We start from the raw sequence: 15,401 nt of genomic DNA on the forward strand, positions 1-15,401 counted from the left end.
CCTGAATGGAACAGACATCGAACCTGCAAAACCCGCCGACCAGCAAACCCGCCAGCGGGTGGCTCAACGGCTTTATCGGCGTGCTGATCTTCAGTGGCTCGCTGCCCACCACACGACTGGCGGTGCTGGAGTTCAGTCCGGTATTCCTCACGGTGGCCCGGGCCAGCATCGCCGGGCTGGTGGCCCTGGGCATGCTGTGGCTGTTCCGGGAGCGGCGCCCTGCCCGCGGTCAATGGCTGTCGCTGGGGATCGTCGCCCTGGGGGTGGTCCTCGGATTCCCGCTGTTGACCGCCCTGGCCTTGCAGTATGTGACCTCGGCCCACTCCATTGTCTTCGTCGGCCTGCTGCCCCTGGCTACCGCCGCCTTTGGCGTGTTGCGCGGAGGCGAGCGGCCACGCCCGGTGTTCTGGTTGTTCTCGGTCCTGGGCAGCCTGCTGGTGGTGGGTTATGCCCTGTCCCAGGGGCTCAGCGCGGCGCCGGCCGGTGATCTGCTGATGTTGCTGGCGATTCTGGTCTGCGGCCTGGGTTATGCCGAAGGTGCCAAGCTCTCGCGGACCCTCGGCGGCTGGCAGGTGATCTGCTGGGCGCTGGTGCTGTCACTGCCGGTAATGCTGCCACTGACATGGCTGATCGCCCCGCCGTCGTTCTCGGGCATCACCCCGGCGGCGTGGGCCAGCCTGGCCTACGTCTCGCTGTTCAGCATGCTGATCGGCTTCGTGTTCTGGTATCGCGGCCTGGCCCAGGGCGGCATTGCCGCGGTCGGCCAGTTGCAACTGCTGCAACCCTTCTTCGGCCTGGCACTGGCCGCCACCCTGCTGCATGAGCAGGTCAGCCTGGGCATGCTGGCGGTGACCGTGGCGGTGATCCTGTGCGTGGCAGGGGCGAAGAAGTTTTCCAGGTAGGGAATCAGGGTCCGGCGCCAGTCGCCGGATCTCGCTGTCGGTACAATGGAACATCCCGTCTCGTCCAGCTCACCTATCCATGTAGGCCGATAACTACAGAGATATCCCACACTTATTCAAGCAGCAAGCCAGGATGATTTTCATTATTTCCAAATAACAAAAAACCTATCCGTTCGGCCAGTTATTAGCCTCTGCAAAATCATATTAAATATCTACTTACAAAAGTAGCGACCCAGCTTATCCATATAAACATCGCTTCTTTTGTACCCCCACACAGATGAACTCACCCGGCGTGCCCCGCACCGCCGCACTGTCAGGAGTAGATATGAACATCATCAATACCAATGGCGCCTTGCCTTTATCCGGGTACAACCCTTATACCCATACAGCAAAAACCTCCCGGTCGGCCCAGCAGGATACGTTTTCAATCGGCGCACTCACGGATACGCAAAACAAGACGGACAAGGTCAGTCTCAGCACTGCCGGTATCCAGGCATCAGATGACGCCGTGGATCCGCCGATTCCCGAGGGCGGAGTACCCAGTTGGCTGACCGCTCATTACATCAGGGCTCCAGACATTATCGGTGCGCCAGCAAACTGGACATATCCCGAGAATCTGAAGTTTTCAAACCTGTCATCGGGAGAATGCACTGAATATTTCTCGTTGTTGGATGCCCACATTCATAGCCTGTATGAACGTCACGGCCTCACTGATGAAAAAAGTATCAATGCAGCATTGAACTCAAAATCAGCAAACGAAAAACTGCACCAAGCGTTCCTTGAAGGAATAAAGGCCGATCCCCGGATGCTCGAATTTGTGACAAAACTAGGCATTCGTCCTTCCTGAAAACACCGCTCCCTTGGTGAGCATCAAAAACATGGAGCTCGATATGAAATACCATTACATGGCGCTTGCCCTATTTTTCTTGCCAAGTTTAAGCATGGCGAAAACTCCGATTCTTCAATCACTCGAAGCACAAGGCATTCGAGCTACAGCCTTGAGCGACCAAAGCCTGAGTGAAATCAAGGGTAGCGGATTGATCATGGATCAGCCTTACCCGAGCGTAACGCAAGGCATGAAAATATATAACATAAGACTGAAGCGCTTTGGCAATGAACGCGACTATAGGTCTTATTATTCGGTGGGTAGCGAATGGGAGCCTCATAAAGAATTTCTACATTACGAAAATGGCGTAGAGCATAAAATCGCCGGTGACCGCTGGCTCGCAGACAAGTCTGACGCGCCCGGCGGAAACTGGAGCGCCAGTAATGCAACCGTGGTCGACTATCACTACCAAGCCCTGAACGATAACGGTACACCCAAAAACTTCGGTTTCAGGGAGTCCAGCTGGAACCGTCCTGTCTCCACCTTTTCCTGGTAACACCCGATCAGTAAAAGCCACAGGCATCTTGCCCGTGGCTTTCCGGAAACAGTCACAAAGGCAAGGGGTTAACCGATGAATCACTTCAGCCTATTGGCTGCGGCAGGCAGCTTGTTCTATCTCTGGGAAACTCCACTGGCGCTGGCGGAAAGTATCGGGCTCAAGAACGGCGACAGATTCTCTGGAAAACTTATCTCACTCACTAATGGGCTATGTATCTTCGAAACCCATTACGGTTCCGCTGTCAGCGTTCCATTATCCGATATCCAGTCAATCAGCACCGATACCCGATACAACATCACCTTTGCAAATGGCGACAAGGCCATGGGGCAGTTGAAATCCACCTCTGAAAACCAGACGATTCTACAATCGGCCACTTTTGGCGAAACCGTCATAGAGGCCTCAGGAATAACCAGTCTCACCCGCTTCTTCCCGGACGCCTCACAGGAGGAAACGCCCGTGAGCAGCGAAGCGAGTCGCTACGGATCGGAAGCAGAAACCCAACCCCCTCTCGACTTCCTGACGGGCTCCACCGTTCTCCTGTCCCCGAGCGAATATGAACTGGATCTGGGCCTCGCCTATAAACAGAGTCGAATACAATACGGTCTGCCCACGGCGGGCTACTTCCAGAAATCCTCCTACACCGCCAGGCAACTAGAACTGCGATCCGCCCTCCGAGCCGGGCTATTTGCCAGTGTCGAGGGTTATCTGAGTGTCCCTGTCACCTACAGCCATATCCAGGACGTTTCCAGCAATGAATACGTGCGCAGTACCAACGAGTTGCGCATGGCCGATATCGCCTTTGGTGCCCAGTATCAGATCCTCCATGAAAGCACCAAGGCCCCGGCAATTTCTTTCACCCTCGATGTCACTGCACCGACGGGAAAACAACGCTACAACGACATCGAAAACCGTTGGAAAGACCCTCTGAACAACGGCTCCGGACACTGGAGCATCGCACCCGGCCTGACGTTCGTCCGCACCACCGACCCCGCCATTCTGTTCGGTGGGGTCAGCTATCAGTATCACTTCCCGAACACCATCGACGGCTACCACCTGCAGCCCGGCTGGGTACTCAGGAGCTATATAGGGGCAGGCTTTGCCTTGAACGAACGACTGTCGCTGGGTAGCCGCTTATCCCATGCCTACCGTGCCAACCTCCGAGCCGACCACGAAACCATCCAGGGATCCCATGCCGATCCGCTGGACCTCTCCCTGATCGCGTCTTATAGAGTGTCCGATGACTGGGTGATCTCACCCGAAATCACCTTCGGTCTGAATGACGATAGCGGCCCTGCGGCAATCTCGGTCAACCTCAAGAGACGCTTGAATTGAATCGGCACCGGTTGCCTGGAACCGCGGCACTAGGGGTGCTGCTCCTATCGCTGTTCAGCGACCAGGCCGTCGCCACCGGCCCGACGCTCAGATCGATGAGCCAACTGAAGGTGCAAGGCATCCAGCGCCAGACCCTCGACTACTCCTGCGGCGCGGCCGCTCTCTCGCTGTTGCTGAATCGTTATCTGGATGATCCGGTCACCGAGGCGCAGATCCTCGCGGATATCGTCCTGCGCCTCCCGGAAAGCGAAAGGCTGGAGCGGGTCACCGATGGATTTTCGATGCTGGACCTCAAGTCGGTCGCCGAAAACCTGGGCTACACCGCTGACGGGGTACTGCTACCACCACAAGCCGTGCATGCCCTGAAGGGCCCGGTGATCATTCTGCTGCGCAGGAAGCAGCTCAATCATTTTGTCGTGCTCAAGGGGGTCGGCCAGGGACGGGCCTTCCTTGCCGATCCTGCTCGCGGCCACCTGAGAATGCCGTTGCACCAACTGCTCCGGGAATGGCAGGGCGAAACCCTGATGGTCAGCCGCGAGGGCTTCGGCTTACCCGACCAACATCCCCTGGGCATTCCCGCCAGACACTACCTTTCGCCGGAAACCGATACCGTCAGGATCCTGCAAGGGCTATCCCGACCCTGACCGGGACAGCGCTCGATCATGCCAGCGCCGGGCGATCCAGATTCACCCACTCCTGCACCGCAGGCCGCTGCCATTGGCGTTGCGCATAGGCCGACAGGGCCGGCGGCAGCGGATCGCCATTGAGCAACAGGCGGTTGAGCATCAGCGCCAGATCGACGTCGACAATCGACCATTGACCGAACAGATACTCACGACCATCGCCCAGCAGGGCCTGTGCGGCGTCGATCAGCTTGTCCGCGGCGCCCTCGCCGGCGGCCGACAACGGGCCATAACTCTGGCCGTAGAACACCACCAGGGTCGAGCGCTCCTGACGCAGCGCCAGCAGGTCGCTGCGCAGCCAGGCCTGGATCTGCCGGGCCCGCGCGCGTTGCCGGGGCTCCCGTGGATAAAGCGGGGCCTGGGGGAAAACGTCCTCCAGGTACTCGGTGATCGCCGAAGACTCGGACAGGGCAAAGTCGTCCAGCACCAGCGTCGGCACGCGCCGGGTCAGGGACAGCCGGGCATAACCCGCGGCCTGCTGCTCCGAGGAATCCAGGTCCAGCGGATGCAGATCGAAGTCGATAGCCTTTTCGCGCAGGGCCACAAATACCGAGAGGGCATAGGGACTGGTGAATTGAGTATCAACGTAAAGGCACGCACGGGCATCGTTCATGGCAAACTCTCCTCTGGATGTGGGTATCACGCTACGAGATCCGCCCAGATAAGGAAAATCATGGATTTTCATGGGTGTATTCCCGAGCGGAATACCTGCCGGTCGGCTAAGGTTAAAAGCCGCTGCTCCAGGCTCGTTCTCCTGAAGAGCGAATGTTCCAGAATCTGAAACTCATGGATGAAATGATGAACGCACAACTGCTGTTCCCCCATATTGGCAAGGTCATTGCCAGCACAGGCAGTCGCAGTTTCCCACGGATGTTGCACGACCTGATCCTCACCCAGTTGTCCGTGGATGCCACGCATATCCGCAAGGTGCAGGCGGACTCGGAGTTCCCCGCCTCGTCGAGAAACGCCGATAACGAGGTGATCGGGCGTACCGACCTGCTCACCGCCGCCTCCAGTGGCAAGGAGTCGGCCTTGCACCTGACCCGGCGCAAGGACGACTACAGCTACATGATTTCCGTGTATCGCTCGAACCAGTCACAGCGCTTTTCCGCCCGGGAACGCAGCATCCTGCAGGACTTCTCTCCCGTGCTGCTGCCCATGGTGGAAAAGCACATCAGCGCCCTGCAACCCCTGGTCGCCGCGCCAGACGAGCAACCCGGGCTGCAGGAAAACCTGGAAAGCCAGGGGTTACAGACCTTGCGCCTGCGTTTCGCCGATCGCCTGTCACAATCGGGGCTGACCCTTTCGAATCGCGAAATGGAAGTCTGTGTCGGCCTGCTCGCCGGGCGCACTGCCCCCGAGCTGGCCGAACGGTTCCAGTTGAAGGTCAATACCGTCGAGAGCTACCTCAAGCGCGCGGCGATCAAGATGGGCATCAGCGGGCGGCATTCACTGATGCGCTGGATGTATGCCTCGGAAGAAATGTCCGCCACGGCGGGACCGTTCAACGTCGTCTAGCGCCACCGCCCTTGTAGGAGCCGGCAAGCCGGCTCCTACAACAAGCCTTGGGGCCGTCCACAGATCGATCGAGACGGATTCGCTCAGTCCCGCGCCAACGCTTCGATCGGGTCCAGCCGGGAAGCGTTGCGCGCCGGGACAAAGCCGAAGACGATACCGATCAGGGTCGAACAGATAAACGCGGTAATGATCGCGCCTATCGAGAACACCATCTGCCACTCCTTGATAAACAGCGAAAACAGGTAACCGATACCGAAGGACAGGGAAATGCCGATCGCCCCGCCAAGCAGGCAGACCATCACCGCTTCCACCAGGAACTGCTGGCGGATATCCGACTGGCGCGCCCCCACCGCCATGCGAATACCGATCTCGCGGGTCCGTTCGGTCACCGAGACCAACATGATATTCATCACGCCGATGCCACCGACCACCAGCGAGATCACCGCGATCAACGACAGCAGCAACGCCAGCGAACGGCTGGTCTTCTGCACCGTCTGCATGATGCTGTCGAGGTTGTTGGTGAAAAAGTCCTTGGTGCCGTGACGCTGCAACATCAGCTTGACCACATTGTCTTCCACCACCTTGCTCGGCTGCCCGTCCTTGATCCGCACCGTGATGCTGTCCAGGTGACGTTGCCCGAGCAGGCGCCCCGCCGCCGTTTCATACGGGACCCAGACGTTCAGCAGCTTGCTGGCGGCAAAGAGGTTCTTGCTGTCGGCCGTCACGCCGATCACCGTGCACGGCAGGTTGCCCACCAGGATCACCTGGCCCAGGGGGTCGACCGTGGGCCCGAACAGGCGTAGCCGGGTGTTGTGGTCGATCACCACCACCTGGGCCTGGCGCCGGGCATCGTGCTCGCTGAAGGGTATGCCCGCCTCCATCCTGATGCCGCGTACCTGGAAATAACGGTCGCTGACACCATTGACCTGCGCGTTGACGTCGACGTTGCCATGGCGCAGCAACAGATTGCGCCCGACCACCGGGGTCGCGCTGTCGACGTAGTACAGCTGGCTCAGGGCCTGGACATCGGCCGGCACCAGGGTCTCGATGCTGTTGGCCCGACTGTCGCCGAAACTGCTGCCCGGATAGATGTCGATGGTGTTGCTGCCGATGGCCTGGATGTCCTTGAGCACATAACGCTTGGCGCCCTCGCCGATGGCCGAGATCGACACCACCGAGGTGATTCCTATGACGATGCCGAGCATGGTCAACAGGGTGCGCATGCGGTGGGAGATCAGCGCCACCCAGGCCATGTTGAAGGCCTCCTTGAACAAGCCCAGGCTGGCCACCAGCCGGCGCGCACCACGGGACGCCAGGCTGGCCGGCTCGACCTGCGACGGCGCGCCCACCGCCCGTTCGTTGGCGCGATCACTGACGATCTCGCCATCGCGCACTTCGATGATCCGCTCGGCATTGGCGGCCACCTTGGCATCGTGGGTGACGATGATCACCGTGTGACCGGCGGCATGCAGCTCCAGCAGGATCTGCATCACCTCCTTGCCGCTGTGGGTATCGAGGGCCCCGGTGGGTTCGTCGGCGAGGATCACCTCGCCGCCGTTCATCAGCGCCCGGGCAATGCTCACCCGCTGCTGCTGGCCGCCGGAAAGCTGGTTCGGCCGATGGCTCAGGTGTCCGGCCAGGCCGAGGCGATCAAGCAGCTCGCGGGCCCGCCCATGGCGCTTCGATTCGCCAGTGCCGGCATAGATCGCCGGCATCTCGACGTTGTGCAGCGCGCTCAGGTGCGGCAGCAGGTGGTAGCGCTGGAAGATGAAGCCGAAGTAGTCCCGCCGCAGTTCGGCCAACTCTTCGTTGCCCAGGTCGCGGGTTTCGCGGCCATTGATCCGATAGCTGCCGGCAGTGGCGTAGTCGAGGCAACCGAGGATATTCATCAGCGTCGATTTGCCCGAGCCCGAGGCGCCGGTGATCGCCACCATTTCCCCGGCCTCGATACTCAGGTCGATGTTCCCGAGCGCAGTGAATTCGCGCTCCCCGGCCGTGAAGCGACGGGTGATGCCCTTGAGTTCCAGCAGTGGCTGCGTCATCGTCAGGCCCCCGCCACGGCAGGCGTCGCTTCGCCGATCACCACCCGATCACCCTCCTGCAGGCCATCCTTGATCTGTACCTTGACGTTGTTGTTGATTCCCGTGTGCACGTTGCGCACCAGAGCCATGCCCCTGGCGTCGAGCACCCGCACCGGGAAACTGCCGTCGGGGTTGCGTGCCCCGAGGGCGGCCACCGGTACGCTCAGGGCGTCCCTGGCGGTATCGAGGACGATGCGCACCTGGGCGGTCATGGCGATGCGCAGGCGGTGGTCGGGGTTGGGCACATCGAACAGCGCGTTGTAGAACACCGCCGTGTTCTGTTTCGGGGCGCCGGCGGTCTGGGTTTCCAGGAAGTTCTGCGGCGCCGGCTCAGTGCCGCGCAGCTTGGCGTAGTAGCGTTTGTCCGCTTCGCCGAGAATGGTGAAATACACCTCCTGGCCGGGGCTGATATGAATCACGTCGGCCTCCGAGACCTGGGCCTTGACGGTCATGGTGTCCAGGTCCGCCAGCTTGAGCAGGATCGGCGCCAGCTGGTTGGCGATCACGGTCTGGCCCTCCTGGGTGACGACGCCCACCACGTCGCCGTCGATCGGCGCGACGATGCGGGTATAGGCCAGGTTGACCTTGGCCGTGTCGATCTGGATATGCGCGCTCTTGATCTGCGCATCGAGGGACAACAGGTTGGCGCGCTGCACCTCGTAGTTGGACTCGGCCGTCTCGAAATCCTGCTGGGAGATCGCCGCATCCGTCTGCAAGCCCAGGTAACGCTCGTAGACCGCCTTGGTCTGCTTGAGCTGGGCCTGGGTCGAGCGGCGTTGCGCCTGCAGGTTTTCCTCGTCGACCTGGGCCTTGCGCAGGGTGTTCTGCAGCACCAACGGATCGATTTCCGCCAGCCACTGGCCTTTCCTGACCTTGTCGCCGACCTTGACCTTGAGCGACTTCAACTGCCCGGAGACCTGGGCGCCGACATCCACCTGCCTGATGCCCTCCAGCAGGCCGGTGGCCAGGACGGCGTTCTCGATATCACCGCGCTCGACCGTGGCGGTCAGGTACTGCGGCGGTTCGGCGGGCGCCTTCACCGCGTAGACAATCAACCCGGCGACCGCCACCAGCAACACACCCAGACCCATCTTGCGAAACTTCGACTTTTCCATAAGTAACCATCAATGCGTTGAGGGTGAGCCCGGCCGCTGGCCGGGCCCCACTGTAAAAAGAGCCCTTGAAAACACCCGGAACCCGCAGGACCCCGGCCAGTCCCTCATGAAACCCCTTCCCCCAGCGCCACCCCCTCCAGCCACCAGGCCGCCAGGTGGGAGACATCCGGCGCCTTGAGCAGGCTGAAATGGTTGCCCGGCCCATACCAGGTCCGTAGCTCGCCGACATGCTGGCTCCAGCCGCGGATCATCGCCTCCTGCTCACGCTGGTTGCCGGCGCTGTCGAGGGTCGGGTCCTGCGCCAGCACCAGGCGGGCCACTCCCCGGTAGCGCTGCTGCGGTCGATAGAGGGTGCGCAAGGCGGTGGAGAAGGTGCGGGCCGGGCCGTGCATCGCCTCCTTCGCCGAGCGTGCCGACAGCAGGCCGACCCGCACCATGCCCGCCTGCAACTGCTCGAGCTGAACCGTATCGTCCAGCGCGGCAAAGGCCACGGGGTCGATGCCCAGCGACTTGCCCGAGGCCAGTTGCATGGCCTCGATCAGCCGCTGCAGGGCTGCGGTGGTGGTGTAGGGTCGGCCGACCACGCCGGTACCGCCAGGCGGCTCGCTGTCGATCAGCGTCAGTGACGCCACCTCGCGCCCGGCGGCCTGCAGGCAGACCGCCATTTCAAAGGCGACCCAGCCTCCAAAGGAGTGGCCAATCAGGTGCAACGGCCCGTGCGGATGGCTCTGCTCGATGGCCTGCAGGTAATGCCGCGCCGCGCTTTCGACCCGGCTGTGAGGTGCCCCGGCACCGTCCAGTCCCCGAGGCTGCAGGCCGATCAGCGGCCAGTCCGCGCCCAGCGCGTCGGTCAGGCCGATAAACCCGGTGACACTGTCCCCGGCCCCCGGCACGCAGAAGATCGGCGTCCGTCCCGCCCGCCCGGTCTGGATCGTCAACAACGGCTGGTGTGGCGCCGCGCGGGTCGCGGTGCCGGCAGCCATGGCCATGGCCATGGCCATGGCCGCAGCAATGGTGCGGCCCAGCTCACGGACATGCGGCGCCTGCATCATGCTCATATGGTCCCCCGACACCTCGATGCGCCGCAGGCGTTCGGCGGGCAGCACCTCGGCCCAGCCATGGGATTCGCTGCGCCGGGACAGTTCGGTCGGACGCTCGCGGGCGCTGAACAAGTGCACCGGCAGGTCGATCGGATGCAAGCGGTAATGGGCCAGAGCGTGACCGTGGGCCACTTCCCGATCCAGCACCGGCCACAGCTCCGCCACGCTGGCATCGGCCAGCGCCTGCGGCAGCAACTGCTGCTGCCGGCAATGTTCGAGCAGGTCGTCGAAGTCGATTGCCTCGCAGCCCTGCTCCAGTACCGCCAGTTGTTCCAGTACCTGCCGGTTGCCCCCGACCGTCGCCAGGGCCGTGCATTGCAGCAGCAGATGGCGTTTATGGGCATGCTCATCGGACCAGCGCGCCTTGCCCTGGTCGGTCAGGCGCGGCACATAGGTATCGATCAGGCCGAGGAACGCCACGACCTGGTCCTGCCCCAGCAACTGCTGGGCGATCTCGTAGGCCAGCACCCCACCGAACGACCAGCCGGCCAGGCGATACGGGCCCTCGGGCTGCACCGTCCGGATCACCTCCAGCAGGCGCGACGCCAGGCACTCCAGGGTGTCCAGGCGCGGTTGCCCCGGTGCCACGCCGGGCAGGCCGTAGATCGGGAAATCACCCTCCAGGTGCTGGCCCAGCGCCGGGAAGTACAGATCCGCGCCGCTGAATTCATGCACCAGGAACAAGGGTGGCTGGCTCCCCGTGCTGCGCACCACGACCCACGGTTCCACGCGCTCGGGCAGTGGCGAGCGCTGCTCGAGCAAGGTGGCCAGCGATTCGACACTGGCATGCTGGAACAGCTCGGCCAGGGTCACCGGCAGGCCGGCCTGCTCCAGCAGGTTGACCAGCCGTACGGCCAGCAGCGAGTGCCCGCCCAGCTCGAAGAAGCTGTCGTGACGGCCCACCCGTTCCAGCTTCAGCACCTCGGCCCACAACCCGGCCAGGGTGCTTTCCAGGGCATTGGCGGGGGCCTCGTAGACCCGACCGACCCAGGCCTGCGGCGTCGGCACCGGCAAGGCCTTGCGGTCCCGCTTGCCGTTGGCGGTCAGCGGCAGCGCGGCCAGTTGCACATAGGCCGAGGGCACCATGTACTCCGGCAGATGGCCCTGCAGATGGGCGCGCAGCTCGCCGATCGTCGGTGCCGGCGAAGGCTCCTGCGCGGTGTAGTAGGCCACCAGGCACTTGTCGCCCGGCGCGTCCTCGCGCAGCAGCACCCAGGTGTCCCGGACCCCGGGACACGTCGCCAGGCAGGTCTCGATTTCGCCCAGTTCGATACGGAAGCCGCGCAGTTTCACCTGGTCGTCGTTGCGCCCGATACACTCCAGTTGCCCTTGTGCCGACCAGCGTCCGAGGTCGCCGGTGCGGTACATCAGGCGGTCCGGTTGTGGGTTGAACGGGTCGGCAAGGAACTTCTCGGCCGTCAGTCCCGGACGGTTCAGATACCCCTTGGCCACCCCCTCGCCACCGATATAGATCTCCCCCGTCACGCCCACCGGCACCGGTTGCTGGCGGGCATCGAGCACATAGACGCGGGTGTTGGAGATCGGCCCGCCGATGGACACGCTCTGGGCATCCGCAGCCAGCGCCTTGACCTCCAGCGTGGTGGCGTAGGTGGTGGTTTCGGTCGGCCCGTAGCAATGCACCAGGCGCAACGCCGGGGCCTGGGCCAGCAGGCGACGGAAGACCGCCGGATCGGCCCGCTCGCCACCACAGAGGAGCATCCGCAGCCCGGCCAGGGCCTCGGGAATCATCTGCACATACTGGTTGAACAGCGCCGTGGTGACGAACAGGATGCTCGCCCCACCGGCACTCAGGGCCTGGCCGAAAGCGCTCGGATCGAGCAGGGTCTGGTGATCGATCACCAGCACCTGCCCGCCATTGAGCCACGCGCCCCAGACATCCATGGTGCTGGCATCGAACGCCGGGTTCGAGGCGAAGACCACGCGGTCGTGCTCGTTGAAGTCGGCATAACCGTTGTTGATCACCAGCCGGCTGATCGCCCGATGGGGTACCCGCACGCCCTTGGGGGTGCCGGTGGAACCGGAGGTGTACATGATATAGGCCACCGCCTCGGACGATTGCGCGATGTCCGGGTTGTCCTCGGACATGCCTTCCAGCACCAGGGTATCGAGCTCGATCCGCGCCGACGGATGCGCCAGCGTACACCCGCCATGGGTCAGCAGCGCCACCGCACGGCTGTCCTCGAGCATGAACAGCTGGCGCTCGGCCGGCGCCTGGATATCCAGCGGCACATAGGTCGCCGCGCACTTGCTGATGGCCAGCTGGCTGACCAGCAGGTCCAGCGAACGCGCCAGCAGGATCGCCACCGTGTCACCCGGTTGCACACCCTGGGCGATCAGATAATGCGCCAGGCGGTTGGCCCGGGCATTCAGTTCGCCATAGACGACGACCTGTGCCCCGTGCACCGCTGCCACCGCGTCGGGACGGGCAGCCACCCGGGCTTCGAACAACGCATGCACGGTGCGCTCGCGGGGGTACTCGCGTTCAGTGGCATTGAACGTCTCCAGCAACTGCCGTCGCTCGCTGTCCGCCAGCACCGCCAGGCTGCCGATGGCCAGTTCGGGCGGCTGTTCCAGGGCGACCAGCAACTGCTCCAGCAGCACATGCATGGCCTCGCACACGCGATGCGCGCCGATACCCGGTGGCGCCATGGCCGACAGCAGGAAGTCCTCGCCCAGGTCATCGACACTCAGGCTCAGCCGGTAGTTGCTGCGCTCACGGGCCTTGAGCAGGCGGATGCCCTGCCAGGCCGTGGCTTTCTGCGCGGATGACGGGGTGGCTGCGGCACCGTGGCGATAGTTGAACAAGGCACTGAACAGCGGCGTATTCGACGCCACGCCGCTGCAGCGCTGGACCAGGGCCAGCGGCGCGTGCTCATGGGCGAGCAACTGGGCCAGGCGCGCATGGGTGGCGAGCAACGCATCGCGCACGCTCTCATCGCCCAGGTCGACCCGCAGCGGCAGGGTATTGATAAACACCCCCAGGGCCCGCTCGGCGCCCTCACCACCTTGCAAGCGACCGAGCAGCACTGTACCGAAGACCACCTGGTCGCGGCCGGAAAAGGCCCCGAGCACACGGGCAAACGCCAAGTGCATGAGGCTCGCCGCGCTGACGCCCAACTGCCGCGCCTGAACCCGCAGGCGTCGACTCAGGTCACGCTCGACCGGACGCTGGCCTTCGTCGACCTCGCCGGCGTTCTCCTGCGTTTCACGCAGATCGAACGGCAAGGTCGGCTCGTCGATATCGCCCAGCATTTCGCGAAAGAATGCCTCGTGTTCCTGCTCATCGCTGCCCAGGCTCGCCTGGGCCACATAGTTGCGATAGGGCACTGCCGGCCCCAGCCGGTCGCCCCGACCCAGCAGGCAGGCCTGCAACTCGTGCTGCAGCACATCCAGGGCCACGTGGTCCATGACCAGGTGATGGAACAGCAACAGGGCGATGATCTCGCCACGGGCCGGGTCCCAGCAGTGCACCAGGCGCATCAGTGGCGCCCGGGTGATATCCAGGCGGTAGTGACGCGGGTCGAAACGCTCCTGCAGGTAGTCCAGGACATCGCCGCACGCGGCATCGGGCAGCAGCGCCTCGATGTCCAGCGGCGCTTCGCGCAACACCACCTGCACCGGCACTTCGAGACCGTCCCAGAGCATCGCGCTGCGCAGGATATCGTTGCGTTGGATCACACGTTGCAGGGCCTCGGCGAACGCTTGCAGGCGAGCCTCGTCGGCAAAGGCGAACTGCGCCTGCAGCACGTACGGATCGCCCTGGGTAGCCGCCAGGTGATGGTAGAGAATACCGGCCTGCAACGGCGCCAGCCCGTAGATGTCCTGCACATTGGCGACGCCACCGGGAATGCGGGCGACGATGCGATCGATGGTATCCTGGTCCAGATCCACCAGCGGCAGGTCCTGCGGGGTGATCCGCAGGCTGGACGAGGCGATGCGGTTGGCCGGCACCTCAATCTCGCGACCGCCGCCAACAGCCGCCGCGAAGGTCGCCAGCGTCGGTTGCCCGAACAGTACCCGGATATCGGCCGACAAGCCCAGCCGGCGCATGCGCCCGACCAGGTTGACCGCCAGCAGCGAGTGCCCACCCAGTTCGAAGAAGTTGTCATGGCGCCCTACCCGCTCGACCTTGAGCAGTTCGCTCCACAGCCCGGCCATCAGAATTTCGGTGTCGCCCAGCGGCGCCTCGTATTCGCGGCTGGACAAGGCCGACGAGTCCGGGGCTGGCAGGGCCTTGCGATCGAGCTTGCCGTTGGGGCTCAGCGGCAAGGCAGCGAGATGCACGAACACCGCTGGGACCATATAGTCCGGCAGGTTTTCCAGCAGGTGAACGCGCAGGACCTCGACAGCCAGCGCTTCGCCGGTGTAGTACGCCACCAGGCGCTTGTCCCCTGGCACATCCTCGCGGGCCACGATCACGGCTTCGTCGATGGCCGGGTGCCCGACCAGGCGCGCCTGGATTTCGCCCAGCTCGATACGCAGGCCGCGAATTTTCACCTGATCGTCATTGCGCCCCAGGTACTCGATGGTGCCGTCCGGTAGGTAGCGCCCGACATCGCCGGTGCGGTACATCCGCGCGTTGTCGAACGGGCTGAACGGGTCCTTGAGGAAACGTTCGGCCGTCAGTTCCGGGCGATGCAGGTAACCCCGTGCCACCTGCACCCCGCCGATATACAGCTCGCCTACCACGCCCATGGGCACCGGTTGCCCTTGCCCATCGAGCAGGTACATCCGCGTATTGGCAATCGGCTTGCCAATCGGTGTGTTGTCCGGGGTCTGGGCCACGGAGCCCGAGCAATCCCAGGCGGTGACATCCACGGCCGCTTCGGTCGGACCGTAGAGGTTATGCAGTCCGGCCTTGGGCAACTGCGTCTTGAAGCGACGTACCACGCTGCCCGGCAACGCCTCGCCGCTGCAGATCACCCGCTTCACCTCGGCGCACCGGCCCGTGTCGCCATGGGCCAGGAAGACATCGAGCATCGACGGCACGAAGTGCAAGGTGGTGATGTTCTGTGCCTCGATCACCTCACCCAGGTAGAGCGGGTCCTTGTGCCCCTCGGGACGAGCCATCACCAGGCGTGCGCCAGTGAACAGCGACCAGAAGAACTCCCACACCGACACGTCGAAGCTGAACGGGGTTTTCTGCAACACCGCATCCTGCGCCGTCAGGCCATATTCGTCCTGCATCCACAGCAGGCGGTTGACCACCGCGCCGTGTTCGTTCATCACGCCCTTGGGTTGGCCGGTGGAGCCCGAGGTGTAGA

General features: G+C 63.3%; 10 protein-coding genes. 6 read left to right on the forward strand and 4 right to left on the reverse strand.

The window, feature by feature from the left end; genetic code table 11:
• Positions 1-5: 5 nt before the first annotated feature.
• The 5 genes from HX851_RS29630 (at position 6) to HX851_RS29650 (ending at position 4,263) form a co-directional block, all read left to right on the forward strand.
• Positions 6-902 carry a DMT family transporter gene (locus HX851_RS29630; protein ID WP_017127156.1) on the forward strand — a complete coding sequence of 299 codons (897 nt, stop codon included), beginning with the start codon at positions 6-8 and terminating at the stop codon, positions 900-902.
• Between the two features lie 325 nt (positions 903-1,227).
• Positions 1,228-1,749: a hypothetical protein gene (locus HX851_RS29635; protein ID WP_177064891.1), complete on the forward strand. Its 522-nt coding sequence runs from the start codon at positions 1,228-1,230 to the stop codon at positions 1,747-1,749.
• A 43-nt stretch (positions 1,750-1,792) separates the two neighbouring features.
• On the forward strand, positions 1,793-2,284 hold the full coding sequence (locus HX851_RS29640; RefSeq protein WP_177059834.1) for a hypothetical protein: 492 nt from the start codon (positions 1,793-1,795) through the stop codon (positions 2,282-2,284).
• A gap of 75 nt (positions 2,285-2,359) precedes the next feature.
• Positions 2,360-3,619, forward strand: a complete 1,260-nt coding sequence (locus HX851_RS29645; protein WP_177064889.1) for a transporter — start codon at positions 2,360-2,362, stop codon at positions 3,617-3,619.
• A gap of 35 nt (positions 3,620-3,654) precedes the next feature.
• A complete protein-coding gene (locus HX851_RS29650) occupies positions 3,655-4,263 on the forward strand; it encodes a C39 family peptidase (protein ID WP_369680906.1) in 609 nt (202 codons plus the stop codon).
• A gap of 16 nt (positions 4,264-4,279) precedes the next feature.
• Here the strand turns inward: HX851_RS29650 and yfcF are convergent, their stop codons facing one another.
• Positions 4,280-4,915: a glutathione transferase gene (yfcF, locus tag HX851_RS29655; RefSeq protein ID WP_177064887.1), complete on the reverse strand. Its 636-nt coding sequence runs from the start codon at positions 4,913-4,915 to the stop codon at positions 4,280-4,282.
• Positions 4,916-5,100: 185 nt separating this feature from the next.
• Between yfcF and HX851_RS29660 the strand changes: the two genes are divergently transcribed.
• Entirely contained in the window at positions 5,101-5,820 is a 720-nt protein-coding gene (locus tag HX851_RS29660) for a helix-turn-helix transcriptional regulator (protein WP_177065004.1), read from the forward strand.
• Positions 5,821-5,903: 83 nt separating this feature from the next.
• Here HX851_RS29660 and HX851_RS29665 read toward each other — a convergent pair whose 3' ends face one another.
• The 3 genes from HX851_RS29665 to HX851_RS29675 all read right to left on the reverse strand — a co-directional run.
• Positions 5,904-7,862 carry a MacB family efflux pump subunit gene (locus HX851_RS29665; protein ID WP_017127152.1) on the reverse strand — a complete coding sequence of 653 codons (1,959 nt, stop codon included), beginning with the start codon at positions 7,860-7,862 and terminating at the stop codon, positions 5,904-5,906.
• 2 nt (positions 7,863-7,864) lie between these two features.
• Entirely contained in the window at positions 7,865-9,016 is a 1,152-nt protein-coding gene (macA, locus tag HX851_RS29670; RefSeq protein WP_177064885.1) for a macrolide transporter subunit MacA, read from the reverse strand.
• A 104-nt stretch (positions 9,017-9,120) separates the two neighbouring features.
• A partial coding sequence (locus tag HX851_RS29675; RefSeq protein ID WP_177066364.1) for a non-ribosomal peptide synthetase occupies positions 9,121-15,401 on the reverse strand: 6,281 nt, incomplete at its 5' end.

The organism is Pseudomonas gingeri (assembly GCF_013385635.1).
GTDB classification, from domain to species: domain Bacteria; phylum Pseudomonadota; class Gammaproteobacteria; order Pseudomonadales; family Pseudomonadaceae; genus Aquipseudomonas; species Aquipseudomonas gingeri_A.